This window comes from Stenotrophomonas sp. 21LCFQ19 (assembly GCF_056861425.1).
The window spans coordinates 35,713-61,652 of the sequence record NZ_JBSPUF010000016.1; the positions used below are offsets into that span (position 1 = coordinate 35,713).

Here is a 25,940-nt window from a genome sequence, read left to right on the forward strand (position 1 = left end):
AGGCTTTGCTCCCGAGGGTGAGAACCAGCACTGCTACTGCTTTCATCTCCCCTCCCCCGCCAACAAGCGGATAATCAGCACCACCCGCAGCAGGCCGCCCACCGGGCGGCCTTTGCTTTGCGTCCTTTCGCGGACCAGCGCCATCGAACGCACTGGCCCTCCAACGGTGCTGACCATGCTCGAACTCGACCTGCACAGCGTCGTCCCGGCCCTCAAGGCCGGCGGCGTGATCGCCTACCCGACCGAAGCGGTCTGGGGCCTGGGCTGTGATCCTTCCAACGAAGCCGCGGTGATGAAGCTGCTGGCGCTGAAACAGCGCCCGGTCGAGAAAGGCATGATCCTGATCGCCGCCAGCCCGGTGCAGTTGGAGGGTTGGGTGCAGTTGGATGCCTTGGCAGACGATCGCCGGCAGGCGGTGCTGGAAAGCTGGCCCGGCGCCAACACCTGGATCGTGCCGGCCGGCCCACGCGCCCCACGCTGGATCACCGGCGAACACACCGGCATCGCCGTGCGGGTCACTGCGCATCCACTGGTACAGGCCCTGTGCGAGGCCTGGGGCGGCCCTCTGGTATCGACCAGTGCCAACCTCGCCGGCGAGCCGCCAGCGCGCTCCCGTGAGCAGCTGGACCCTGCCCTGCTGGCCTTGCTGGATGGCCTGCTGGAAGGCGCCACCGGCGGCCTGGCCCAACCTACCCGCATACGCGTGGCCGCCACCGGCGCAGTCCTGCGCGACTGAAAAGCCGAAAAGCCAACCCCTCCCCAACCCTCCCCTTGGCTACGCCAAAGGGAGGGGGCAACGGCGTAGCGCCGAGCCATGCTCGGCAGGGGCTTCACCGGTAGCGCCGCAGCCGAGCATGGCTCGGCGCAGCCGAGCATGGCTCGGCGCTACACAGGAACGCGGCCGGCAAGATTGCCAGCTTCGCGGCTCACGCCGCTCCTACAACAACAACGAAGCCGTCGTGGCACACTGCCGGCATGCGCGCTCGCCTGCCCCTGCTCGGTTGCCTGGTCTGGTTGCCTGCCGTGGCCCTGGCGGTTGACCCGCCTCCCGCCAGCTCGGCGGACAATGTCCGCATCTACCGCTGTGTTGGCAGCAATGGCGCGGTGTCGCTGCAGGATGCGCCCTGCACCAAGGCGCATCAGCAACAGGTGCTGGAGATGACGCGGCCGAAGGATCCACCACCGCGGCAGGCCTCCACAGCAGCCCCCCCAGCAACCGTGCCGGTCATCCAGCGCGAAGTGCGGGTGGTCACGGTGCAGCCACCACAGCCGATGTACGAGTGCGTCACCAGCGAAGGCGAGCGCTACACCAGCGACAACAACGAAGGCAATCCACGCTGGGTACCGACCTGGGGCTATGCCTACCCAACCCATGGTCCCGGCCACGGTGGCCCACGCCCGCCGCGCCCACCCGGCGGAGGCGGTATCCCGTGGCGAGCAGGTGTCGCGGTTCCGATGGGTTCGGTGCTGGTGCGAGACAGCTGCCATGCCCTGCCGCCACAGGAAGTCTGCGCGCGCCTGCGCGATCGGCGCTGGGAACTGATCCGCCGCTACAACAGCGCGCTGCAGAGCGAACGTCGGGAACTGACCCGCGAGCAACGCGGCATCGACGCGCGGCTTGAACAGGACTGCGGGGGAACCTGATGCGTTGCCTGATCCTGATCCTGCTTCTGGCCAGCGCCAGCGTACAGGCCGGCGAGGTCGTGTTCTACCGCTGCACTGATGCCGCCGGCGCGCTCACCGTGCAGAACATGCCCTGCCCCAAAGGCACGCAGCAGCAGAGCAAAAAAGTCATGCAGGCAGTGGAGACCAGACCACCTCCGCCACCGCTTGCCAGTCCGGCGCCTGCAACGCTGCCGCACTTGGTCGCGGCACCCGTTCCTGCTGCGGCACCCGAACCGCCGAAAGCCACCGCAGTTGCGACGGCACCACCGGTGCCGTTGCCCGAGCTGTTCCAGTGCCGTACACGCGAAGGCCAGAACTATTTCAGCGAAACCAGCGAGCCGCCGTCACGCTGCGTGGCCATGCAGGTCACCGGTCTGGACGGCAACCCCAATACGGGCGCAGGCGATGCCTGCGAAGTGATTCGCGATACCTGCACGGCGGTCGACCCCGCGCAGCGCTGCGCTACCTGGCAGCAATGGGTGAACGACGCCGAATCGGAATGGCGTTTTGCAGCGGCCAGCCAGGCCGAGACGCTGCGGGAAAAACATCTCCGCCTGCAGTCACTGCTGGCTGGCAGCGACTGCAACACTCAGAACCCGTAACGCAGGAAGCCGCCATCCACCGCGATGCATTCACCGGTGACGTAACTCGATGCCGGCAGGCACAGGAAGCTCACCGCAGCGGCCACTTCTTCCGGCTCACCGATGCGCCGCATCGGCGTGCGCGCGATCACTTCATCGTAGTAGTCGGCATCGGACAACGGCCCGGAAGTACGGCGGGTACGGATGTACCACGGCGCCACCGAGTTGACGCGGATACCGTCCTCGGCCCACTCGCAGGCCAGGTTGCGGGTCATCTGCTGCATCGCCGCCTTGGTCATGCCGTAGACCACGCCGCTGCGCACATGGGTGATGCCGGAGACGCTACCGACATTGACGATCGCCGAGGATGCGTGCCGGGTCAGCAACGGGTGCGCGTAGCGGCATAGCTCGAATGCCGAGAACAGGTTGGTCTCGAAGATCCCGCGCCACTCGTCTTCGGAATACTCGGTTGCCGCCTTGGTGGTGTTGCCACCGGCGTTGTTGACCAGGATGTTCAGGCCATCGCTGTGGTCTTCGACCCAGTCGAGTATTTCCTGCCGGTCCTGGTCATCGCTGACGTCGGCCGAGAGCGCGTGGATGGCGCGCTCCGGGAAGGTTTCGGCCAGTTCATCGTGCGCGGTTTCAAGTGCGTCGGCATCACGCCCGACGATCAGCACATCAGCACCGAACCCCAGCAACTCACGTGCGATTGCCAGGCCAATACCGGCACTGGCACCGGTGACCAAGGCGGTTTGCCCATCCAGGCGCCAACGCTGCGGATTCATGCTGTTTCCTCATCAATGCAGGGTGCGGCGTCCGTGAAGGGACGCTGCGGGAAGATGGGGCTAGGATAGCTGTCTGAGCCCAGCGGAGCATGCCGATGAAGCGTCTTTCCCTGTTGATGGTGCCGTTGCTGTTTGCGCTGGCAGCATGCAAGCCACAAGTGCCGGACACCGAACGCCCTCCTGAGCCGCAGGCCACCGCATTGCGTGATGCGATGAAGAAGGATCTGGATCAGGCCAAGGCTGCTGCTGCAGCGGCCGAGCAGGCCAGCAAGGCACAGAAAGCCGAGCTGGATGCGGCGATTGGTGGCACCGATACCGCCAAGTAGCGCATCACCTGTAGTGCCGAGCCATGCTCGGCAATGGGCCTTACCGCGAAAACCCACATGTAGTGCCGAGCCATGCTCGGCAATGGGGCCTTACCGCGAAAACCCACATGTAGTGCCGAGCCATGCTCGGCAACGGGCTCTATCGGGAACGCCCCTGCCGAGCATGGCTCGGCACTACAGAGGATTGCCTGGAAAGCCCCTGCCGAGCATGGCTCGGCACTACAGTGCAAAAACAACAACGCCGCCCTTGGGCGGCGTTGTTGTTGCACATCACACAGGCGCGCTTACAAACCGCAGAAGCAATACGCCAGCGACTTCACCGGTGCACCATTGCGGTCCTTCACTGCGTCTTCGACGAAGCGCAGCTGGGTGTCCAGCTCCGGCATCTGCTTGGCGATCAGCATGCGTGCGACGCCCGAGTCGGCCAGCATCCAGGCGCCGGCGCGGCTGCCGGCGAAGCCGGTCATGAACTGCGCGAACGGGGTAGCTGCCTTCTCGATGTAACGCACGCGGAACTTGTCGCTTTCACCGAGCTTTGCACGCTCCGCCGCATCGGCAACGGCCGCCTTCAGGCCACCGAAGGCATCAACCAGACCGCGCTCCTTGGCCTGCGCACCGCTCCACACGCGGCCGCGTGCGACTTCATCCACCGCTTCAACCGGCTTGTTGCGTGCCGCTGCCACCTTGCCGGTGAAATCGGCATAGCCCTTGTTGATCACCGACTGGATCACCTGACCAACGGCCGGGTCCATCGGCCGGGTCACGTCGAACGCGCCGGCAAAACGGGTGGTGCCGACACCGTCGGTGTGCACGCCGATCTTGTCCAGGCTGCGGGCGAAGTTCGGGATCATGCCGAAGATGCCGATCGAGCCGGTGATGGTGGATTCGTCGGCATAGATGCGGTCGGCGTTCATGCTGATCCAGTAACCACCGGATGCCGCCATGTCACCCATCGACACCACCACCGGCTTGCCAGCGGCCTTGAGCGCTTCCACTTCACGGCGGATCTGCTCGGAGGCAAACACTTCGCCGCCCGGCGAGTCCACGCGCAGTACCACTGCCTTCACGTCGTCGTCGTCGCGTGCTTCGCGCAGCAATGCCGAGGTCGAAACGCCACCGATGCGGCCGGCCGGCAGGTCGCCGCCAGCGATCTCGCCTTCGGCAACCACCACGGCAACCTGCGGACGCGAATCCATCGGCGAGCGACGTGCGTCGAGCTGGGTCAGGTACTCGCCCAGGCCGATCTGGCGGTAGCCACCGTCAGCATCGCCGTCGGCGACGCCGCGCTCGGTGAGCAGCGCGTCCACTTCTTCGCGGGTCTTCAGGCCATCCACCAGCTTCTGCTGCAGGGCGAAACGGGCCAGGTCGCCTTCGGCGGCGGCAATGCCTTCGGGCAGCGTGTCGATGCCGGCAGCCAGCTGCGCGGCGTCGAGCTTGCGTGCCTTGGCGATGTCGCCCAGGTAGCGCTGCCACACGTCGTTCATCCAGAACAGGTCGGCTTCCTTGGCCTGCGGCGAGGCGGCGTCGAGCACATAGGGCTCAGCGGCAGACTTGAACTCGCCCACCTTGAACAGGTGCACGTCCACGCCCAGCTTGTCCTGCAGACCGCTGCGGAAGTACTGGCGATAGCGACCCAGGCCTTCCAGCAACAGGCCGCCCATCGGGTCGAGGTAGACCTCATCGGCCTGCGCGGCCAGCAGGTACTGCGACTGGCCCATGTTCTCGCTGAAGGCCACGACCTGCTTCTTGGCCGCACGCAGATCCTGCAGCGCGGCGGTCACTTCACGCATCGAAGCAAAGCCACTGGGCTGCAGCTTGTCCAGCTGCAGCACCACGCGGTTGATCTTCTTGTCGTCCTTGGCTGCTTCGATGGCGCGGATCAGATCGCGCAGCTGCAGCTCTTCGGAATTGGTTTCACCCAGCGCCTTGCCCAGCGCGCGGCTGAGCGGGTCGGTGCTGTACTGCTCGACCAGACGGCCTTCCGGCGCGATCACCAGGGTGGTGCCTTCCTGCAGCACGGTCGTCGACGAAGCGCCCTTGCCCACGGCGACCATCAAACCGATCAGGATCAGGAACAGCAAGCCGAAGAACAGCAGGTTGAGGATCAACCGGCGGGTGAAGTTCATCACGTCCCAGATGCCGATGAAGAAGCTGGCAACGGGATTGCGGCGTGGCACTGGAGGGGGATTCATGGACGCTCCGATTGGGGCTGGTTGCAAGTCAGGATACGCATAACCGGACGCCGCCGGCATGGCCTTTAAGTCAGGGGGTAGCCTGGGTGATGAGCCGGCTGCTGCTGACCCGCAACCGCCAACCCAGCAACACCGCAGCCACGGTCAAACCAATGATCAGGCCGATCCACATGCCCTGCGGGCCCCAGCCCAGCCCCAGTCCAAGCCCGGCGCCGACCGGCATGCCCACGCCCCAATAGGCGAACATGGCAATGAACATCGGCACGCGGGTGTCCTTGAGCCCACGCAGGGCGCCAGCGGACAGCACCTGGATGCCATCGGGGATCTGGAAGGTGGCCGCATACAACAGCAGGGTGGAGGCCAGCGCGGCCACCGCAAGGTCGTCGGTATACAGCCCCACCACCGCGTCATGGCCGAGCAACAAGGCGGTGATCGACACCACCTGGGTCACCAGCACGATGGCATAACCCGCCCAGGTGGCACGGCGCACGCCCAGCGGATCGTTGCTGCCGACCGCGTGGCCGACGCGCACGGTGGTGGCCTCGGCCACGCCCATCGGGATCATGAAGCACAACTGCGCCACGTTGATCGCGATCTGATGGGCACTGGCCTCGGTGGCACCGATACGGCCAATCAGCAGCGCGGTGATGATGAACAGACCGCCTTCCATCAGCACGGTGATGCCGATCGGCAGGCCGGTACGCAGCAGGTCCCAGATCGCGCGCGGGCGCGGCAGTTCGAAATGACTGAACAGCTGCAGGTGGGCGAAGCGCTTGGTGGTCCACAGGTAGGTGGCGAAGGCCAGCGCCTGCACCCACATGGTCACCGAGGAGGCGATGCCCAGGCCTTCGGCACCGAGCTCGGGGAAGCCGAACTTGCCGTTGCACAGCGCGTACCCCAAGGGCCCGAGCACCAGCAGGCCGCCGAAACCGATCAACATGGTCGGCAAGGTCCAATGCATGCCTTCACTGAGGTAGCGCATGCAGAAGTACAGGGTCAGCGCCGGCACACCCCAACGGATGGCATGCAGGAAGTCGGTGGCACCGGGCACGATCTCGGGCGCGATACCGAACGCTGGCAGGAACGCCGGCACCACGCTCAGGAACAGGAACATCAACGCGCTCAGGCCCACGCCCAACCACAGTGCCTGGCGGAACAGCGGGCCGATTTCACGGTCACGGCCAGCGCCGTGCAGCTGCGACACCGAGGCGGTGAGCGAGATCAAGGTGCCGATCGGCACCAGCATCGGCAGCCATAGCAGGGCCGTGCCAATGCTGACCGCAGCAAAGGTATCGGTGCCATGGTGGCCGGCGATGGTGTTGTCGACAAAGGCAATAAGACCGGTGGAAACGTGGCCCAGCACCAACGGCAGGGCGAGCAGTCCGGTCGTCCGCACTTCTTGCATGAAGCGCGGCGTAGCGGGAGACATGGACATAAAACACAGGGACGCGGACTACGGCCGGCGCAGGAAGCGCACAGATGCCGGGTCGCGGAGTGTGCCTATTCTACCGTGGCAAGGTCGCTACGGCCCCGCACCGCGGATGAACGGATGGCGTGCTGTCGCACGGCGCGGTACTCAGTGCCCGACTTTCTCGCGCAGCCAGGCATCGCGTTGTGCCGGTGCCAAGGCCAGCAACTGGGTGCGCAGTTCTTCACGTTGCTGCGGCGGCGTGCGCTGCGAAATCAGGCTCAGCTGTTCCAGCTGGGCGGCATCGAGTTGTCGCAGCAGCGCAATCACCGGCTCGCGCTCAGCCGCCGGCAGGTAGCCGAACAGCGGCTGCAGGCGCGGATACAACACACCCAGCTGCGGGCCCAGCAACCAACCATCGCGGTGCATCTGGTCGATGGCCACATAGCGCGCACGCAGGGCCTGGCGCTGTGCGTCCGGCAGCGCGGCGATTGCCTCCGCCGCCTGGCGGATGCGCTGTTGTTCGCTGGCCGGCAGTGCCTGCCAGGCTGCGTAGCGGCTACGGAGCTCGCGCTTCTGCGCTGGGCTCATCGAGGCCCAGGCATTGCGCGTGCTGATCACGCTGGCACTGCCGGTCGTGGTCGGCAGCCCCGGCAAAGCGGTCGGCGCAGCCGCCTGCAGTGGCAGCGCAACCATCAGGATCAGGCCCGCCAGAACAGATTTACTCATCGGCATCGGCCGTCTCCAGCGCTGCACCGGCCGGTTCCGGACGGCTGGGTTGCGGCTGTGACTCGTCCACCGGGATCGGGCCACCGGCTGCATACCAGGCATGGAAGTCAGCATCGCGGGCCGTGTCCAACGCAGGATCGGCCAGCATGGCCGCATCGGCGGCCGCATGCGGGTCTTCGCCCGGTCCGGCCGGGGGACTGTCGTCAGGCAGCGATTCCACCTGCACCGGACCGTTGTCGACCAGCCCATTGCCAGCATCCGGGTCTGTGCTGACCACCGTATGCGAACGCCACCACCACAGCGCCACCACTGCCAGCAACAGCAGCGGCAGGCACAGCAGCAGCCAGGTGCGCAACGTCCAGGGTTTGGCCGGCTTACGTCGCGGCGCAGGCTTGCGGCGACGCTCCTCTTCCACGCGCGGGCTGTTGCCAGCGGCAGTGGGCGCAGCGGCTGCGGCGGGCAAGGCGCCGGTAATCACCGAATCGCGCAGCTGTTCGAGTTGCTGCAGGCGCGGCGGCGACAGGTCGCGGATCAGCGCCTGCACCTGCTCGGCCAAGGCCCGCCAGCTTGCGGCATCCGGGTGACCATCTGCATCCACCGGACAGGCGCCCGCCAGGGCCTGCCGATAGGCAGTGGCGTCAACGCCCAGCACCGTCGAAGCCGCTGTTTCATCCAGGCCGGCGCCAATCCGCAGCAACAAGGCCAGGCGTTCACCTGCTGCCAGCGTGCCCAGGTGTGCGAAGGCCGGCTCCCAGTTGCCCGGGCTGGTCGGCTTCAGCAACTGCGGGGTGCTGCACAGCAGGCCCCAGAAACGGGCCGGCCATTCAACCATCAGCAGCTGCGCTGCATGGCCGGCAAACGCACGCATGGCCACGGCCACCGCGCGTTCACCGACGGCGGCATCGCCAGCCTGCAGCTCGGCAACGACCAGGGCGCGGCGTTCCACCCCGCGCAAGAAGGCGGACAGAGCATTGGCTGCGGCCGGCGAAAGAGGGGCTGGTGCAGCCATCATGTGAACTCCGTCATGCCGTGATGATACCGAGCGCACACCCCGCTGCCGACGCCCCAAAGCAGCAGCGGACCGATTCTGCAAGCCGCTGCAACAACTTGTGCACAGCGTCAATACGCTGTGACAAGCGACCCAAGCACGCCGCCGTGAGACTGTATTTCTTTTTTGTTTCACGGATAAGCCATTGATTTTTATTGAATATCTTATTTGGCTATTTTTTGACCAAGTTGACCCAAAGGCTTGCTCCATCGCCCTGAACGCGTGGAGCACATTACTCACCCACAGAGTTATCCACAGGATGTGTGGATAACAATAAATCTCCAAGCGCAGCCAGCGTTTACGCCGCATTTATGCAGGACTTCACAGCATCACGATGACGGTGAATGGAGCGAGCCAAGTCGTCGGCTGCGGCTAAACTTGGCCCATGCCTGACTGCCCCACCCTGCGCCTCGCCCTGCCAGTGCCCCTGCCACAGCTGTTCGACTACCTGCCTCCGGTCGGCAGTCCCGCGCCCGAGGCTGGTGATGTGGGACGTCGGTTGCGGGTGCCGTTCGGTCCGCGCGAGCTGGTCGGGGTAGTCGAGGCCATCGGCTACAGCGATGACCCGGCGACCTTGCGACCGGCCCTGCAATGGCTGGATGACGCCGCGCTGATCGGGGGCGAGCTCAGCGCCTCGCTGCGCTGGCTGGCGCGCTACACCCACGCCCCACTGGGCGAGGTGATCGCCACCGCGCTGCCCGCGCCCCTGCGCCGCGGCGAGCCGCTGGCCGATACCCACGGCTGGGCCTGGGAACTGACCGAGGCAGGCCGCGCCGGTTACGCGCGTCTGCGCAGCGGTACCCGCCCGCAGCGCCTGGCCTCGCTGCTGCTCGACGGTCCCGTCAATGAAGACCTGCTGGACAATCAGCTGGAGGACTGGCGCAGTGCCGCCCGCGCGCTGTCGAAGCGTGAACATGCGCGACGGATCGAAGTGGCTGCGGTGATTCCGCAGCCGCGCATCGTCGCCGGCCCGGTGCCGAACCCGCAGCAGCAAGAAGCGATCGACGCGCTGCAGGCGGCCGAGGGTTTCCAGCCCTTCCTGCTCGATGGCGTCACCGGCAGCGGCAAGACCGAGGTCTACCTGCAGGCCATCTGCCACTGCCTGCAGCAAGGCAAGCAGGCACTGGTACTGGTGCCGGAGATCGGCCTGACCCCGCAGACCCTGCACCGTTTCCGCAGCCGTCTGGGCATTCCAGTGCATGCGCTGCATTCGGGCTTGAACGACAACGAACGTGCACGCGTCTGGGCCGCCGCCTCGCGCGGCGAAGCGCGCGTTATCGTCGGTACCCGCTCGGCGATTTTCACACCACTGCCGCAGGCCGGCCTGATCGTCATCGACGAAGAGCATGACGGCAGCTACAAGCAGCAGGACGGCATCCGCTACCACGCACGCGATTTCGCCATGGTACGCGGCAAGGCGCTGAATGTGCCGGTGGTGCTGGGCAGTGCAACGCCATCATTGGAATCCCTGCACAACGCACGCAGCGGTCGCTACACGCACCTGCGCCTGCAGCAACGCGCCGGTGATGCCAAGCCGCCGGGCGTGCGCGTGTTCGACGTGCGCAAGCGGCCGCTGCAGGATGGCCTGTCACCGGAAGTGCTGGTCGGCATCGAGCAGCACCTGAAGGCCGGCAGCCAGGTATTGGTGTTCAAGAACCGCCGCGGCTACGCGCCGGTGCTGCTCTGCCATGACTGCGGCTGGACCGCGCCGTGCAAACGCTGCAGCACGCCGCTGCACAAGACGCCAATGACCGTGCACGGTGGCGGCCGCCGCCTGCAATGCCACCACTGCGGCGCGCGCCAGCCGGTGCCGCTGGCCTGCCCGGATTGCGCCAGCCTGGCGCTGCAGCCGCAGGGCATTGGTACCGAGCGCCTGGAAGAACGCCTGCTGCAGTTGTTCCCCGACTACCCGGTGCTGCGCATCGACCGCAGCACCACCGCCCGCCGCGATGCACTGGAGCAGACACTGGCGACGCTGGGCGATCAACCCGGCATCCTGGTCGGCACGCAGATCCTGGCCAAGGGCCACGATCTGCCGAAGCTGACCCTGGTGGTCGTGGTCGGCATCGATGAAGGCCTGTTCTCGGCCGACTTCCGCGCCAGCGAAAAACTGGCGCAGCAGCTGATCCAGGTCGCCGGCCGCGCCGGACGCGCGGAGCGCCCCGGCGAGGTCTGGCTGCAGACCCACCATCCGGACAATGCGCTGCTGCATACGCTGGTCAACGGTGGCTACCACGCCTTTGCCGATGCCGAACTGCTGCAGCGTGAGGCCGCTGGGTTTCCGCCATTCGCGCACATGGCCATGCTGCGTGCCGAAGCCAAGCAGGTGGAGCAGGCCAATGAATTCCTCGCCGCGCTCAAGCACCTGCTTCCCAAACAGAACGACCTTGAACGCTTTGGACCGATGCCGGCACCGATGCCACGTCGTGCAGGCTTCCAGCGCACGCAGTTGCTGTTGTCGGCCGGGCAGCGGCGTCCCTTGCACGCAGCGCTGGATGGCTTGATGGTGCAGGCCTATGGCCTGCCGCAGGCGCGCCGCGTGCGCTGGTCGCTGGATGTGGACCCGATGGATCTGTACTGATCTGGTGCTTTGCAGGAGCGACGCGAGCCGCGAAGCTGAAAATGCGCGTGATCCCGGTAGAGCCGAGCCATGCTCGGCTGGAGCTTTACCGGTAAAGCCTCTGCCGAGCATGGCTCGGCACTACGTCGGGGTCTACCGGTGAAGCCCCTGCCGAGCATTGCGCGGCCCACGAGCATGGCTCGGCACTACAGGGCATTGCTTGGAATGCCCCTGCCGAGCATGGCTCGGCACTACAAGGCATTGCTTGGAATGCCCCTGCCGAGCATGGCTCGGCACTACGCTGCTATCTGTAGAAATCGGCAATCTGATCGGTGAACTGCTGCGGGTTGGCACCCACAAGATTGGTCAACACCACCACCGCCAGGCCTTCGTCCGGATAGACCACGAACGCCGCCCGTGCGCCACCGAAGCTTCTGATCTGGCGCTTTCCCGCCGGCCCCGATACTGGCCAGCCCGCGGCCCAATCACCTTCACTGCCATCGTTCAGACGCTCTGGCGTCCACATCCGCGCAAGGCTGTCAGCACGCAGCACGCGCTGCTGCAACAGGGCCGCCAACCACCGCGCCAGATCATCGGCAGTGGTCTGGATGCCACCACCGGCCCACAAGCCCTGTGGCATGTCGTAGAACCAGTGCGAAAGTCGCTTCGGTGCGCCGGCAGCATCACTGCTGCGTGGAAAAAAGCTGTACATGGTCGCCGCGTTCGGCAGCAGATCGTAGCTGTCACCGAACCCGACGTGCGTCATGCCAACACGCTTGAACTGGTTGTCCGCCAGATAGTCCTCATAGGTCCTGCCGCTGCGCTGAGCGATGATCCTGGCCAGCAAGCCGTAGTTGGTCTGGTTGTAGGCGAACCGCGCGCCCGGCAAGGCCTGCATCGGCTGCTGCTCAACCAGCTGCCATGCCGTTGCTTCGGAGCCACCACCAACCAGGCCCTGCGCATCGACGATATCCGGCAGGCCCGAGGTATGCGCCAGCAGCTGGCGTACGCGGATCGCCTGCCACGCGGCGGGCAGTTGCTGCAGATAAGCGGAGATTGGCGCATCAAGATCAAGCTGCCCGGCTTCGGCCAGCTGCATGACCGCCACGCCGGTGAATGCCTTGGTCGCCGAGTTGATGGGGAACAGGGTCGCAGGCGTGGCTGCCACCTTGTTCTCGACATTGGCCAGCCCGACCGCCGTCGAAAACACCACGTTGCCGTCCTTGACCACCGCAACCTGCAGCCCCGGGATGCCTCTTTCCTCCATGGTGGCAACAATGAAGCGCCGCGTCGCTTCATTGGCACCCTCCAGCGTGGCCGCGGCCAACTGAAGAGGCAGCACGCAGAGAAGCACACCCAGGCACAACAGGTATCGGGAGGTTGCAGGCCGCATCGTCTGGCTCCGGTCGTGGATGGCGGAAATGCGTCGGATCGCGGCTGTCGCGATCACCGACTCCAGAGTTGGATGCATGCAACGGGCAAAAGGTTTAAACCGGCGATCACCCGCACCCGGCATTCGCCATTGCCTCGACCGGGCTGAGCCCCCCACCTCAGCGCCCGGAATGCTGCAGCCTCCGCTGCATCATCCTCTGCTCGCGGATGACGACGTGCCACGCCGCACTCCCGATGGACAGTTCAACCTCGCGACGCAGCCCTGCATCGTTGAGGATCCATGAGCCGTTGCGAATACGGCAGTGCTGTGGATTCGCGCTCGCCTCGATAGCAAACGCTGGCACCAGGCGCAGCACCAGCGGCAACGCGAGGGCTGTCACGCTACACGTCCGCGGCCGTCGACATCAAAGGTCAACGCCGAAGCCAACACCGGCGGACTTCTCACCGCCACCAAAGGCGCCGCCCAGCGAGAACGAAGCGCGCGCCCCCAGCCGCACGCCGTAACCGATCGACAACGCCTGCTCCCCACCCTGGAAACCGGCGCCCACCGCAACCCGCCCGCGCGCGCTCTGGCCACCGGCCGCGTTGATCGCCATGTTGGTCATCGCCGATGTCATCGCGCCCATCCGGTCGATGCGTCGATCCTGATTGCGCAGGCGTTGCTCCACGCTGTCATGGAAGCGGGTGAAGTCGTCGCTGAACGCGGCCAGCGCGCTATCCGTATACGCATTGGCACTGGTCAGGGTCTGGGCTGCGGTTGTATCGGTGTACTGGTTTGCAGAAGCCAACGTCGCCGTATCCCCCGCGCTGACCTCACCGCGCACGGTGGCCACCTGGGCATCGGTGTAAACCGTGGACGCGGCCAAGGTCGCGGCGTCACCGGCATCGGCATGTGCGCGCGCGGCCTGCAGCCCCATCGCCTGACTGTTGGCGACCTGCTGGTCGGTGTACTGGTTGGCGGAGTCAAGCGTGGCCGCATCGCCGGCCGCGAGGTCACCACGCAACGAAGTCTCACGCGTATCGGTGTAGGCATTCGCCGAAGCCAGCGTTGCCGCATCCCCCGCTGCCATGTCCGTGCGGATCACCGCTTCGCGCGCATCGGTATGCGCATTGGCCGCATCCAAGGTGGCCGCGCCACCGGCGACGATGTCGTCGCGGATGGCCGCCTCACGCGCATCGGTATAGCTGTTGGCGCTGGCCAGGGTCGACGCGTCCGCATCGGCCATATCGGTGCGGATCGCTGCCTCGCGCGTATCGGTGTGCGCGTTGGCCGCATCCAGCGTGGCGTCCCCTCCGGCGGCGATGTCGTTGCGGATGGCCGCCTCACGCGTATCGGTATAGCTGTTGGCACTCGTCAGCGTCGCCGCGTCCGCGCCGGCCATGTCCGTACGTACCACCGATTCACGCGCATCGGCGTGCGCAATCGCGGCATCCAGCGTGGTGCTGGCGCTGGCTGCCATGTCGCTCCGCACGGCGGCCTCACGGCCATCGGTGTAGCTGTTGGCGGTGGTCAACATCACTGCGTCCGCGCCCAGCAGATCGGCGCGGATGCCTGCTTCACGCGTATCGGTGTATTGGTTGGCCGTTGCCAACGCAGCACCCGCTTCGGCGTCGACGTAGTTCTGCAGGTCCGCGCCTTGGTTGGTCAACGCAGTATCCAGAGCACCAAGCGCAGAGCCCACGCTGTGCTGCACCCCTCCCTGGATCGCATAGTTGGGTGCGGTGAACACGCCCCCGCTGTACGCAGCACCGCCGCCCAGCCAAGCCGCCACACCCGACAAGCCACTGCTGGTGGATGCAGACACCGCGTTCAACTGGGCGAGGTTCACCGCGTCATTGCCAGCGGTGCCGGCGGCAACGTTGGTGATGCGCCGCTTCAATGTAGCCGACCCCACCGACACCACATCGGCAAGACCACCGTCGCTGCTGCCAGAGCCCAGCGCGACCGAACCACCACCGGCAGCTATCGCATTCCTGCCGATGGCGACATTGTTGTCCGTGCCTGCCGTTCCGCTGGCACCATGGAAGCCACAGCAGCCTTCGACACCGTCACCGCCATTGCCAGCCTGGCTGCCATTGCCCAACGCGATGTTGTAGTTGCCGCCGGCGCCACCATTGCCGCCTGTGCCACCCGCGCTGCCCTGACCGGCCCTGCCACCGTTACCAGCACTGCTGTTGCTGCCGAACGCCAGGTTGTAGGCACCGCCATTGCCACCGGTACCACCGGTCCCCCCTGCGGTGCCATTCGAGCCCTGCCCGCCGATGCCGACCGAACTGCCCTGCCCGAAGGCGGTGTTGCCGGTGGAATTTCCCAGCCCTCCAGCAGAACTGCTCCAGCCCGGCTGCGACGGCCCCGGATTGCCATCAGCGCCAACCCGACTGCCTTCCTGGCAGGCAATGGCACCAGTACTGGCGTCTTGCGTGCAGGGCGTGGTCGGCGAGGTACCGCCAACGACTTCAGCAGCCTGCGCTGGCGAAAACGGCAACAGGCCCAGCATGGCAAGCACGGCCAGCGGCGCAGCCTTGGCAAGGACAGGACGGTTCATGGAAGGATCCCCCGAATCAGCAAGGGACAAACCTACCGTTGGGCCTACATGTCCCGCATCCACGAAATCAGGTAGTCGGCAGCCAGCCGGACCGTCACCAGATCACGCCATCAGTGGCAGCAGCAACGCCAGCCGCGTGCCGCTGCCATTGGCGGCGGCTGATACCTGCAGTTCGCCGCCCAGCCTGCGTGCACGCAGGTGCATGCTGGCCAGCCCAGCGCCAGTACCCGATGCCTCCTTGCCACCGGCAGCTTGCACCAGCCCAACACCGTCGTCGTCGATATGCAGTTGCAGCTGGTCACCTTGCCTGCGCAGGTAGACATCCACGCGCTGCGCGCGGCTGTGCTTGAACACGTTGGTCAGGCCTTCCTGCAGCAACCTCAACAGGTCGAGGCTGCGGCTGGCTCCAAGCTCGATGCCATCGATGTCCTGCAGGTGCCAGTGGGCCTGGATGTCCACCGCATCCAGCAAGCCACTGGCTCGGTGGCGCAGCGGCGCCAGCAGCTCGACCAGATCCGCCTGCTCGCGAGCGGTGCTGTCGATGACCAGGCGCAGGTCGTCACGCATCTCGCGCAGCATGCCGATGACCTTCTGCCGTGGCATGTCATCGGGCGCCTGCTCCAGGCGCGCGATTGCGCCCACCAGGGTGCCGCCAAAGCCATCGTGCAGGTCACGCACCAGCTGCAGGCGCTCACCGGCGCGACTATGCGACAACTCCAGCGCATGCTGTTGCTGCAAGGTATCCGCCAACTGCGTGGTGGCCTGCTGCACTTCATGGCGCAACTCGGCATTGAAGCCTTCCACCCGCTGCATGGTATTGGCGAAGCGGTACGCCAGCACGAAGCCCATGCCGAGCAGCATCAGCGGCGAGGTGAACGATCCCAGGTAGCTGACACCGCCATACCAGCCCATGTACACGCCCAGATCATGCAGCGATACCGCGATCGGCAGGATGATGCACAGCGCCAGCACCTGGTAATCACGCCGGCCGCTGCGCAGCGCATAGCCCATGAAGGTGAACGAGACCAGGTAGAGGAAGGCGATGGTGGGTACCAGATAGACGTTGCGATGCGGCCCCATCCATTGCGGCCACAGCAGGGCGCCCGCCATCACCAGCACTGCAATGGCCAGCAACACGCGCTCCAGCCGCGGCCAGCGCCGCTCGCAGAAACGCAGCAGGAAGACGGTATGGGCAGCAGCACCGGCCACGTAGCAGGCACCAATGAAGGCTTGCCAGCCATCGGTGCTGGGGAACGGCCACGGGCTGCTGGCAAAGAAATTACTGTCGTACAGGCGTCCGAACACCGCGCTCAACGCGTACCAGCCGTACATCGACTCCTTGCGCCGCAGCAGCCAGAACAGCCCGATAACCGCAGCCAGCACGAAGCCAATCGCACTATCCAGTACCTGCAGGTCATGGCGGACGAAAACTTCTTTGCGGAAGCGTGCCTGCAGGATCTGCGGGTCGCCTACATCCACCACCCCCAGCGAAGGTTGGTAGGCCGCCAGGCCAGAGACCCGAACCAGCAGTTCATTCTCGCCTTGCTTGAGCAACGGCGACTGCAACAGAAAATAGCGCGGTACATGCCAGCTACGCGAAAGCGGCTCGATCAAGGATGGATCGCGGTCGATCAGGCTGCCGTTGAGATATACGGCCGCTGCCATGCAGGTGTAATCCAGCAGCAGGCCGGTTGCTTGACTGGCGTCATTCTGTTGCCAACGCAGGCGATACCAGACCACGCCGTCGTGATCGGGCCAGCGCGTCTGCCACTGGTCAGCCAGGGGCACCTGCACCCAACCTTGCGCGGGTGCTGCTGGCGATTGCCAGTCTGCACGTACAGCTTCAGCGTGGGTGATACGGGTGATGTCCCCCGCCCCTGCGTTGGCGCTGGCCATGCAGGCCGACAGCAGCAACAGCAAGAACCAGCGGATCAAGGCAGCAGCCCCATCGCACGCGCTTCGTATACCGCGGCAGTCCGCGAGCCCACCGCCAGCTTGCGGTAGATGTTGCGGGTATGGGCTTCGATGGTGAGCCGCGACAAGCCGAGCAACTCGGCAATCTCGCGGTTGCCGTAGCCCTGCGCAACGTGGTTCAGAATGCCGAGCTCACGCTCGGACAGCTGCACGGCGGGCGCTGCTGGAGCAGCGACTGGAGGCTGCGCAACCGCTGGCAGCAAGGCCAGAATGCGCCGCGCGATCATCGGGTCGATCGGCGCGCCACCGCGTTGCAGGCTGCGCAGTGCGACCGTCAGCTCGATGTCCTCCCGGTCCTTGAGCAGGTAGCCTGCGGCGCCGGCGCGCAATGCAGCGAAGATGCTTTCTTCCTCGGCAAAGGCGGACACGATCACTGCTTGCAGCTGCGGCACATGCTGCTGCATCCAACCGACAAGTTCGATGCCGGTGCCGTCGGGTAGTTGCATGTCGACCAGGGCGAGGTCGAACTGATGGGCTTGCAGGAGTGCAAGGGCGCTGCCGAGGCTGTCGGCGGTGTGAATCCGTGTCTGTTGGTCCGTCAGTAATTCGGACACGAGCCTGACCAGCCTCGCCAGCGAAGCTGTGTCGTCGTCGATGATCAGGATGGAAGACAACTCCATCGGCCCCCGCCATGGTCCGTGTTGTGGCGGAGTTTAGCGTGCTCTTACGGTGGGCTTGTGATGGGAGGCACTTGGAGCGGAGAAGCTGCTTCCGTTTGGATCGTTAGGCGAGGCGGCCCTCACCCCCTGCCCCTCTCCCGCAAGCGGGAGAGGGGAGGAAGCCTAGCTTCGGAAAATCCATGGGAAGCCTAGCTTCGGATTGATCTGGGAGAGCCTCTGCTCTCGCTCGCTCTTACCAGGTACGGCGCAGCGGGTGGGCTTCGGTGTTGAAGACGATGCCTTCGAAGTCCAGGGTCTTGGCCGGGGCGAACAGCAGGTAGTAGTACTTGAACGTCTCGGCGAACAGGAAGCTCTCCATCGAGTCGTCCTTCTCCTTGCTGCGGACATCCTTCAGCGCCGAGAAGCCGTGATCGGTGCGGGTGTAGCGCACGAAGTCGTCGAAGAATTCCTTGCCCATGCCGCGGTAGCGCGCGTCACCGGTGTAGTGGTGCAGGTAGTAAGCCGACTCGACGATCTCCGGGCGCAGCGCGTAGCTCGGCGAACGCACTTCCATCTTGGCGTAGTCCAGCGACTCCGGCTCGATGTCATGCAGGCGCCACATCTTCAGGTTGGATTCCTGCAGGCGCTTGGCGCGGTCCAGGTCGCCGCCCAGGGCCAGCAGGCCCGGCATGAACGCGTCCAGCGCACCGTAAGTGGTGGAGGTACGGGCACCGGTGTCCATGTCGGCGTGGCCGTACCACAGCTCGCCTTCGCGCGATTCATCGGCCAGGTACTGGTTGATCGGGCCGATGCTCTCGTCCCACATCTTCTTGCAGTCTTCGTCGCCGAACAGCTTCCAGCACTTGAGCAGGTACTCGTAGTACGAGTCGATGCCACCGGCGATCGAGGCGTCCTTGTTGGTCCACTCGCCGGTCTCGACGTTGATGTTCAAGCCAACCAGGCCGATCTTGGAGCGGCGCTTGTGGGTTTCCACCAATGCACGCTTGGCCTTGTCGTAATACGCCTGCTTGCCGGTGAGCTTGGCCAGGGTGCCGAACTCCAGCAGCAGCGTGCCGGTTTCGGCCGGGTTGCTGATCTTGCCGCTGGTCTTGCCGGTGTGCAGGTTGACGTGGGTGTACGGCAGGCCAGTCGGGCTGTCGAACACCGGCGACAGGCGCGTGCCCAGGTCATCGGCGAGCTTGAGCAGGCGTTCGTCGTTGGTCATCTGGTAGGCCGACAACAGGCCGCCGAGCAGGCGGATGGTGACCTCGAAGTTCTGCACGTCCATGTCCTGGTCGAAGGACAGCTGGGTGACGATCAGCTCACGTGCTTCGTTGGCTTCCTTGTCCAGACCGAGCAGCAGCAGTGTGTCCAGTGCATCGACCGGCGACATCAGCAGCGGTTTGGGATACCAGTCCCGCGGCTGGCCGCTGAGCGGCTTGAGGTCGTCGTGGCCCTTGGCGTACTGCATGTAGCCCTGCCAGGCGTGGCGAGTGGCCTCACGGACCTGCTCGGCCATGCGCGCGGCTTCGGCGTCATCGACGGCCGGAAGCGCGGCGTCGGCCGGTGCAGCAGCTGCGGCCGGTGCAGCCGGGGAGGTGGCGGGAGCGGCGGCCTGCTGGCTGCAGGCGGAAAGCGCCAGCATCAGCGCGGCGACCAGGGGGGCGGTACGCAGGGAACGGGTCATCAGTGGATCCTCTCGACGGAAGCGTTGTCTTGCGATGCAACGGGACGGGACTGCAGGGTGTCGCCCAGCGTCTGCAGGTGCAGGGCCGTGCGCAGGGTGGAAAGCGGTGCGGTGCTGCGCACGACCAGCGTGCGGGTCTGGCCGGGCAGCAGGTCGAAGGCGTTGTCCTCGATGCTGGCGTTGGCGTCGTTGAAGCCGATCCAGATACCACGGACAAGCTTGTCGGCGCGCAGCTGCAGCAGGTAATGATCGCCTTCGGCGCGCAGCTCGCTGTGCAGCTGTGCCGGCTGCATGGCTTGCTGTTTGGCGGCGACGAAGTAGACCAGGCGCTGTGCCACCACTGAGTCACCGCGCAGCAGTTCGAATACGGCGACGCTGCGACTGGGATCTGCCCCCTGCAGCAGCTCGGCGTCGCTGAAGCGCGCAACCTCGGTGGCCGACATCGCGGGCAGGCTGATCGGCCTGCGCTGCTGCTGCAGCTCCCGCCCATCGAAATCCAGCACACGCACACGCCACTGCGCCTGCAGTGCTGTACGGCCGTCGTTGAGCAGACTGAAACGGGTGCTGCCTTCATCGCGCAGCGCGGCCACCGCCACATCGGCGAAGAAGCGACGGGCGTGGAAGTTCAGTGCCTTCCAATTGCCGTAGTAGTCGACACTGGACCAGGAGGCACCCGGCCACACGTCGTTGAGCTGCCAGTACAGCGAACCCATCGTGTACGGCCGCGAGGCGCGGTGGTGCAACGCGGCCAGTTCGATGCCCTCGGCCTGCATCATCTGGCTCAGGTAGACGAAATCAGGGAACGAGCGCGGCGTGCCGAATTCCATCTCGATGTAGTGCAGCAGACGCTCATTGCCCTTGCCGGCCAGGAACTTCTGGTGCGCCTCGATCACCGGCCCATCCACCTGCTGTTCTTCCGCCGTGGCGAAGGCGTTGATGGTCGACAGCTGCGGCCAGGCCTGCAGGCCATACTCGGACATGAAGCGCGGGGTTTCCTTCAGGTAGGCCGTCGGCGGCAACGCCGGGTTGCCCCAGACTTCCCAGTAGTGCTTGTCACCACGACGCGAATCATTGGCCTTGGTGTCCAGGTCATTGCTGGGCGAACTGGCCCAGTACGGCACGCCCAGGCCTTCCTCGGCGACGACGCTGCGCAGGTCCTTGCCGAACAGGTCCACATAGCCCTGCCAGACCTTCGCGGCGAATACCGGATCGGCCTCCTTCAAGGTCTTGCCGTGGCCCCAATCCTTCCACGCGGTCTCTTCTTCGTTGTTGCCACACCACAGCACGATGCTGGGGTGGTGCCGCAGGCGGCGGATGTTGTCGCGCGCTTCGACGACCACATTGGCGCGGAACGCAGGGTCATAGCCCGGCTGCATGCCGCCGCCGAACATGAAGTCCTGCCACACCAGCAAACCGAGCTCATCGGCGATGTCGAAAAAGGCATCGTCTTCGTAGTAGCCGCCGCCCCAGTTGCGCAGCATGTTCATGTTGGCATCGCGCGCGGCCTGCAGGTCGCGGCGCAGGCGCTCACGCGTTACCCGTGCCGGGAAGGCGTCAAACGGAATGACATTCGCCCCCTTGGCGAATACCGGAACGCCATTGATGACGAAGCCGAAGCCCTGCCCGCCGTCCTTGTCCTCTTCGCGCTGCAGCTGCACCGTGCGCAGGCCGATGCGGATGCTGGATTCCAATGCGCTCTGCTTGCCCTCACCCAGCCGCGCCTGCACGGTGTAGCGATCCTGTGCACCGTAGCCCACCGGCCACCAGCGGCGCGGTTTGTCGATCTGCAGTGGCAGCGACAGGTTGTTCTCGCCCGGCGCCAATGCGACATCGCGCTTGATCTGTGCAACCGTCTTTCCGTCCGGGTCACGCACGTCGATGACGACCTGCTGGGTGCCGGCCTTGTCCGCCTGCTCCACCTGCAGCTGTACGCTCAAATTGGCTTTGTCCGCATCCAATGCATCGGTGCGTACTGCAAGATCGGTGATGCGCTGCTGATCCCAGCTATCCAGATGCACCTGCCGCCATACACCGGCAGTGACGTAACGCGGACCCCAGTCCCAACCGAAGTGGTAGGCGGGCTTGCGTACGAAGTTGCCGACCATCGCATCCTTGGGCTCATCCCCGTAGGGCGAGGGATAGTTGCCGGCAATCTTGTGCGGCATCGCCTGCACCTGCGGCAGCAAGGTGCGGATCGGCGAGCGGAACACGATCTGCAGTTCATTGCCCTGCGCGCGCAGGCGACCATCGACCCGCGCACGCCAGGTGCGGTGCGCGTTGTCAGCCTTCAGCAGCGGCTCGCCGTTGAGGCGGACTTCGGCGAAGGTGTCCAGGCCATCGAAGCGCAGCTCCGCGTGCGGCCGCGCCAGGCTTGCGGCATCCACGTCGAAGCGGGCGCGGTATTCCCAATCAGCGAGTCCGATCCACTGCAGGCCGGCTTCGGCCGCGCCGACATAAGGATCACCAATCAAGCCGGCAGCGAGTAGATCGGTATGCACGCTGCCGGGCACCGTTGCTTGTTTCCACGCATCCATGCCTGGATGCGTCTGCAGTTGTGCATCGCCCGGTAGCAGGCGGAAGCTCCATTGCGCCCGCAATGGTGCAGCCACTGCTGCAGTTGACGCCAGCCACAGCGCGCACAGCAACAGGCCGCGGCACACGCGTTGAGCATGAATTTGTATCGATCCAAATTTCAGGTGCACGTGCTGCATGCTGCTTCCTCCCTGCTACTGGTTGCGCTCTCTTACGGACCGCGGAACCGTCTTCAACAAAACATGAAACTACGCTTGCTCTGAGATTCGCTACTGAAGCAGAGAGCCAGAGCGATCCCCGCCTTCGCGGGGATGACGACTGAAGCAATGCGAATGCTGATTGTCAGCCCTCGCGCACCACGTTCAACACTTCGTGGCAGGCGCCCATGGTGTGGTAATCGGTCTTGCCGGCCGGGCTCTTCTCGTCGTCGTACTTGCCGTTGTCGGCATCGAGGATGCGGAACCACGCACCGTAGCGATGATCGACGAAGTACTGCCACGAGTACGTCCACAAACGGTCGTACCACTCCCAGTAGCCGGCATCGCCGGTGCGCTTGGCCAGCAGCGCGGCGGCCGCCAGCGACTCGGCCTGCACCCAGAAATACTTGTCGCCGTCGCAGACGAAACTGTCACCACCAATCGCCGCGCCATCCATGTTGGGCTGGCGGCGCGACTCCGGCGCGAAGCCGTAATACAGGCCACCGCGCGCTTCGTCCCACGAACGCACCACCGACGTATCGAACAGATGCCGCGCGGTCGGCACCAGCCAATCGGCATCGACGTGGCGGTCGAGGATCATCAGCAGCTTGGCCCATTCGGTCTGGTGACCGGGCTGGAACCCCCACGGACGGAACAGGTGCTTGGGGTTGTCCAGGTTGTAGTTCCAATCGATGTTCCAATCGATATCGTAGTGTTCCCAGACCAGACCGCCGGCCTTGGCTGCCTGCCGGCGGGTCATGTTGTCGGCCAGCTGCAAGGCGCGCTGCAGGTAGCGCTGTTCGCCACTGGCCTCGAACGCAGCCAGCATTGCTTCGCACATATGCATGTTGGCGTTCTGGCCGCGATAACCGGTGAAGTTCCAGTTGGCGTCGGCTTCGTCGCGGTACAGGCCGTGCTGCGGCTCCCAGAAGTGGCGTTCCAGCAGCTGCCAGGTCTCGTCCATCCACTCGCGGCCCTGCTCGATGCCGGCCTTCAGCGCACAGCTGTAGGCCAGCAATACGAAGGCGACGCCATAGCAGTGGTTCATGTCGTCCTCGACCTTGCCATCGCGCAGGGTCCAGGCGTAGCCGCCAGTGGCTGGATTGCGGTGCACATCACGCAGGTAGCGCACGCCGTGCTTCACCGCATCCAGATACTCCGCATTGCCGTACTCGCGGTAAGCCATCGCATAGTTGAAGACGAAGCGGGTGCTGCTGACCAGGTGGCGATGGCTGCGATCGTAGATGCTGCCGTCGTCCCGGTAGTAGTGGAAGAAACCGCCATCCGCATCGATGCAATGCGGATGATAGAAGGCCATCGTGTCGGCGATATGCGCGCGCAGGAAGGCCGGGGAACGGAAATCGGGCGTGGTGGTCATGCGATGGCTTCCTGTTGCTGCAGCAGCTGCTGTACTTCACTCAAGGCGGGCATTGCCGCGAACGCACCCTTGCGGGTTACCGCCAGGGCACCCACCGCAGCCGCGAAGCGCAGCGTGCCATTGATTGCATTCGGGGTCTGGCAGAACGCGGCAAAACCGGCGCCTGCACCACCACGCTCAACCAGCCCGACCAGCACGCCACCGACAAAGGCGTCGCCGGCAGCGGTGGTATCCACCGCCTGCACACGGAAGCTCGGTACCTCGCCTTCGCCATGGCGGGTATACCAGCGCAGCGTGCCCGCACCGTCGGTGACGATCACCCAGCGTGCCTGCGCAGCCAACAGGCGGCGCAGTACCTGCGCATCACCGTCGGCACCCAGTGGCGCGGCCAGGTAATCGAGCTCTTCGCGCGAGAGCTTGATCAGGTCAGCGCGCTCCAAGGCCTGCCACAGGCGCGGCGAGGGATCGACACCGGCTGGCCACAGCGCCGGGCGCAGGTTCAGATCCAGGCTGACCACCGCGCCCGCGGCGCGCGCGCGCTCCATGCCGGCGAAGGTCGCCGCGGCGATGTCCGCTTCGGTCAGGCTGTTGGAGCAGACGTGGAAGCAGGCCGTGCCGTCGAAGCAGGCCGGCAGGTAGTGCTCGGCGCGGAACAGCAGGTCCGCCGCCGGCGGCCGGTAGAAGCTGAAGCTGCGCTCGCCATGCGCGTCCAGCGCGACGAAGGCCAGCGCGGTCTTGGCTGCGTCGGTACGCACGATGCAGTCGGTCTCGACCCCAGCCTGCTGCAGGCTCTCCAGCAGGAAGTCACCGAACATGTCGCGGCCCAGCATGCCGGCGAAATGGCTGCTGGCACCCAACCGCGCGGCCGCTACTGCGACGTTGGCGGGGGCGCCACCGGCGTACTGCAGGAAGGCGCGCGGGGTGTCCGCCGAGGCCGGCGGCTGCGCTAATAGATCGATCAAAATCTCGCCGAAACAAACAATCTTGCCCATCTGGCCTTAGTCCTGTTGGGTAACGCCGGTGCTGGTACGCGAACCGACCAGCCCGTAGAAAATGATGTAGCCGTAGCACAGCAACGGCAGTACGAATGAATGGTGGACGCCGATGCGGTCGGCCAGCACGCCCTGCAGGAACGGCACCACCGCGCCGCCGACGATGGCCATGATCAGCAGGCTGGACGCCTTGTTGGTCAACGGCCCCAGGCGTTCGATGCCGAGCGCGAAGATGGTCGGGAACATGATCGAGTTGAACAGGCCGATCGCCATGATCGAGTACAAGGCTACCTGGCCTTCGCTGGCCATGGTCAGTGCAAGCAAACCCACATTGATCAACGCGAACAGCGCCAGGAGCTTGCGCGGCGAGAAGCGCACCAGCAGCAGCGAACCGGCAAAGCGGCCGATCATCGCCATTGTCCAGTACAGCGACACGTAGTGCGTGGCCTGCTGCTCACTGAAGCCGCCGATGTTGGGCTGCGACAGGTAGTTGACCAGGAAGCTGCCGATCGAGACCTCGGCACCCACATAGAAGAAGATGCCCAGCACGCCGAACAGCAGGTGCTTATGGCGAAGCGCATCGCCATAGCTGTGGCGTGCGCTGTCGGCCTGTTCGCTGTTCTCGCTCAGCGACGGCAGCCGGAACAGGAACACGAACAGCGCCAGCAGGAACAGGGCCACTGCCAGGCCGAGATACGGCCCCTGCACCGACTGCGCTTCCTGCGCGCGATAGGCCAACTGGTCAGCCAGCGGCAGCGCGGTCAGCTCGTCGGCGCTCTTGACCGTATTGCCCAGGATCAACATGCCGCCAAAGATCGGCGCGATCGCGGTGCCCAGCGAGTTCAGCGCCTGTGCCAGCGTCAGGCGGCTGGAGCTGGTGCGCTCCGGGCCAAGCAGCGCCACATAGGGATTGGCCGCCACCTGTAGCACGGTGATGCCGGTTGCCAGCACGAACAAGGCCGCCAGGAAGGCGCCATAGATACGCAGCTCAGCCGCCGGCCAGAAGCCAAGTGCACCGATGCCGGCAATCACCAGGCCGGCGACGATGCCCTGCTTGTAGCCAAGCCGCGCCACCAATCGGCCCGCGGGCAGCGACATCAGGAAGTAGGCACCGAAGAAAGTGAACTGCACCAGCATCGCCTGGGTGTAGTTCAGTTCGAACACCGACTTCAGGTGCGGGATCAGGATGTCGTTGAGGCAGGTCAGGAAGCCCCACATGAAGAAGATGGTCGTCGCCACCGCCAAAGCCACACGCGTATTGACCACGGGCGCCGACTGGCTTGATGTAGATGACGGCGATGTTGGTATGTGCATGTGGGCTGCCTGGATACGGTAATCGGAAGATGGGG

Annotated in this window: 20 protein-coding genes; 5 read left to right on the forward strand and 15 right to left on the reverse strand. The window is 65.3% G+C overall.

Annotation, left to right across the window (positions count from 1 at the left end):
* Window positions 1-175: 175 nt before the first annotated feature.
* The 3 genes from tsaC (at window position 176) to AC13FW_RS16600 (ending at window position 2,267) form a co-directional block, all read left to right on the forward strand.
* Window positions 176-736 (forward strand): L-threonylcarbamoyladenylate synthase type 1 TsaC, encoded by a 561-nt coding sequence (tsaC, locus tag AC13FW_RS16590; protein ID WP_482989797.1) that lies wholly within the window; start codon window positions 176-178, stop codon window positions 734-736.
* A 239-nt stretch (window positions 737-975) separates the two neighbouring features.
* Window positions 976-1,644, forward strand: a complete 669-nt coding sequence (locus tag AC13FW_RS16595) for a DUF4124 domain-containing protein (RefSeq protein WP_482989798.1) — start codon at window positions 976-978, stop codon at window positions 1,642-1,644.
* Window positions 1,644-2,267, forward strand: coding sequence for a DUF4124 domain-containing protein (locus AC13FW_RS16600; RefSeq protein ID WP_296248628.1), 624 nt, complete (start codon window positions 1,644-1,646; stop codon window positions 2,265-2,267). Before AC13FW_RS16595 ends, AC13FW_RS16600 begins: the two co-directional genes overlap by 1 nt.
* Here the strand turns inward: AC13FW_RS16600 and AC13FW_RS16605 are convergent.
* Window positions 2,255-3,031 carry an SDR family oxidoreductase gene (locus AC13FW_RS16605; protein ID WP_482989799.1) on the reverse strand — a complete coding sequence of 259 codons (777 nt, stop codon included), beginning with the start codon at window positions 3,029-3,031 and terminating at the stop codon, window positions 2,255-2,257. The two genes, AC13FW_RS16600 and AC13FW_RS16605, sit on opposite strands and share 13 nt — an antisense overlap.
* Window positions 3,032-3,126: 95 nt before the next feature.
* On the opposite strand from AC13FW_RS16605, the gene AC13FW_RS16610 reads away from it, so the two are divergent.
* Window positions 3,127-3,357 carry a hypothetical protein gene (locus AC13FW_RS16610; RefSeq protein WP_482989800.1) on the forward strand — a complete coding sequence of 77 codons (231 nt, stop codon included), beginning with the start codon at window positions 3,127-3,129 and terminating at the stop codon, window positions 3,355-3,357.
* 284 nt (window positions 3,358-3,641) lie between these two features.
* On the opposite strand, the gene sppA is transcribed toward AC13FW_RS16610, so the two are convergent.
* The 4 genes from sppA to AC13FW_RS16630 form a co-directional block, all read right to left on the reverse strand.
* Window positions 3,642-5,549, reverse strand: coding sequence for a signal peptide peptidase SppA (gene sppA, locus AC13FW_RS16615; RefSeq protein ID WP_482989801.1), 1,908 nt, complete (start codon window positions 5,547-5,549; stop codon window positions 3,642-3,644).
* A gap of 70 nt (window positions 5,550-5,619) precedes the next feature.
* Window positions 5,620-6,984 (reverse strand): MATE family efflux transporter, encoded by a 1,365-nt coding sequence (locus tag AC13FW_RS16620; protein ID WP_482989802.1) that lies wholly within the window; start codon window positions 6,982-6,984, stop codon window positions 5,620-5,622.
* A 141-nt stretch (window positions 6,985-7,125) separates the two neighbouring features.
* Window positions 7,126-7,686: a DUF3106 domain-containing protein gene (locus AC13FW_RS16625; protein WP_482989803.1), complete on the reverse strand. Its 561-nt coding sequence runs from the start codon at window positions 7,684-7,686 to the stop codon at window positions 7,126-7,128.
* On the reverse strand, window positions 7,679-8,698 hold the full coding sequence (locus AC13FW_RS16630; RefSeq protein WP_481615598.1) for a hypothetical protein: 1,020 nt from the start codon (window positions 8,696-8,698) through the stop codon (window positions 7,679-7,681). The genes AC13FW_RS16625 and AC13FW_RS16630 overlap by 8 nt, the downstream gene beginning before the upstream one ends.
* Window positions 8,699-9,119: 421 nt before the next feature.
* On the opposite strand from AC13FW_RS16630, the gene AC13FW_RS16635 reads away from it, so the two are divergent.
* The gene (locus AC13FW_RS16635) at window positions 9,120-11,315 is read left to right on the forward strand and encodes a primosomal protein N' (RefSeq protein WP_482989804.1); all 2,196 of its coding nucleotides are present in this window, start codon (window positions 9,120-9,122) and stop codon (window positions 11,313-11,315) included.
* Between the two features lie 283 nt (window positions 11,316-11,598).
* Here AC13FW_RS16635 and AC13FW_RS16640 read toward each other — a convergent pair whose 3' ends face one another.
* The 10 genes from AC13FW_RS16640 to fucP form a co-directional block, all read right to left on the reverse strand.
* On the reverse strand, window positions 11,599-12,648 hold the full coding sequence (locus AC13FW_RS16640) for a serine hydrolase domain-containing protein (protein WP_482989846.1): 1,050 nt from the start codon (window positions 12,646-12,648) through the stop codon (window positions 11,599-11,601).
* A 196-nt stretch (window positions 12,649-12,844) separates the two neighbouring features.
* A complete protein-coding gene (locus tag AC13FW_RS16645) occupies window positions 12,845-13,066 on the reverse strand; it encodes a hypothetical protein (protein ID WP_482989805.1) in 222 nt (73 codons plus the stop codon).
* Window positions 13,067-13,090: 24 nt separating this feature from the next.
* Window positions 13,091-15,232: a hypothetical protein gene (locus AC13FW_RS16650; RefSeq protein ID WP_482989806.1), complete on the reverse strand. Its 2,142-nt coding sequence runs from the start codon at window positions 15,230-15,232 to the stop codon at window positions 13,091-13,093.
* A 102-nt stretch (window positions 15,233-15,334) separates the two neighbouring features.
* Complete coding sequence (locus AC13FW_RS16655) at window positions 15,335-17,167, reverse strand: sensor histidine kinase (protein WP_482989807.1); 1,833 nt, start codon at window positions 17,165-17,167, stop codon at window positions 15,335-15,337.
* Window positions 17,164-17,826, reverse strand: a complete 663-nt coding sequence (locus AC13FW_RS16660; protein WP_282270172.1) for a response regulator transcription factor — start codon at window positions 17,824-17,826, stop codon at window positions 17,164-17,166. The genes AC13FW_RS16655 and AC13FW_RS16660 overlap by 4 nt, the downstream gene beginning before the upstream one ends.
* 232 nt (window positions 17,827-18,058) lie before the next feature.
* Window positions 18,059-19,492 carry a glycoside hydrolase family 47 protein gene (locus AC13FW_RS16665; protein ID WP_482989808.1) on the reverse strand — a complete coding sequence of 478 codons (1,434 nt, stop codon included), beginning with the start codon at window positions 19,490-19,492 and terminating at the stop codon, window positions 18,059-18,061.
* Entirely contained in the window at window positions 19,492-22,152 is a 2,661-nt protein-coding gene (locus AC13FW_RS16670; RefSeq protein WP_482989809.1) for a beta-mannosidase, read from the reverse strand. The genes AC13FW_RS16665 and AC13FW_RS16670 overlap by 1 nt, the downstream gene beginning before the upstream one ends.
* Window positions 22,153-22,366: 214 nt before the next feature.
* Window positions 22,367-23,599 (reverse strand): AGE family epimerase/isomerase, encoded by a 1,233-nt coding sequence (locus AC13FW_RS16675; RefSeq protein ID WP_482989810.1) that lies wholly within the window; start codon window positions 23,597-23,599, stop codon window positions 22,367-22,369.
* Window positions 23,596-24,591 (reverse strand): carbohydrate kinase family protein, encoded by a 996-nt coding sequence (locus AC13FW_RS16680; RefSeq protein ID WP_482989811.1) that lies wholly within the window; start codon window positions 24,589-24,591, stop codon window positions 23,596-23,598. The genes AC13FW_RS16675 and AC13FW_RS16680 overlap by 4 nt, the downstream gene beginning before the upstream one ends.
* 6 nt (window positions 24,592-24,597) lie before the next feature.
* A complete protein-coding gene (fucP, locus tag AC13FW_RS16685) occupies window positions 24,598-25,905 on the reverse strand; it encodes an L-fucose:H+ symporter permease (protein ID WP_482989812.1) in 1,308 nt (435 codons plus the stop codon).
* Window positions 25,906-25,940: the final 35 nt, after the last annotated feature.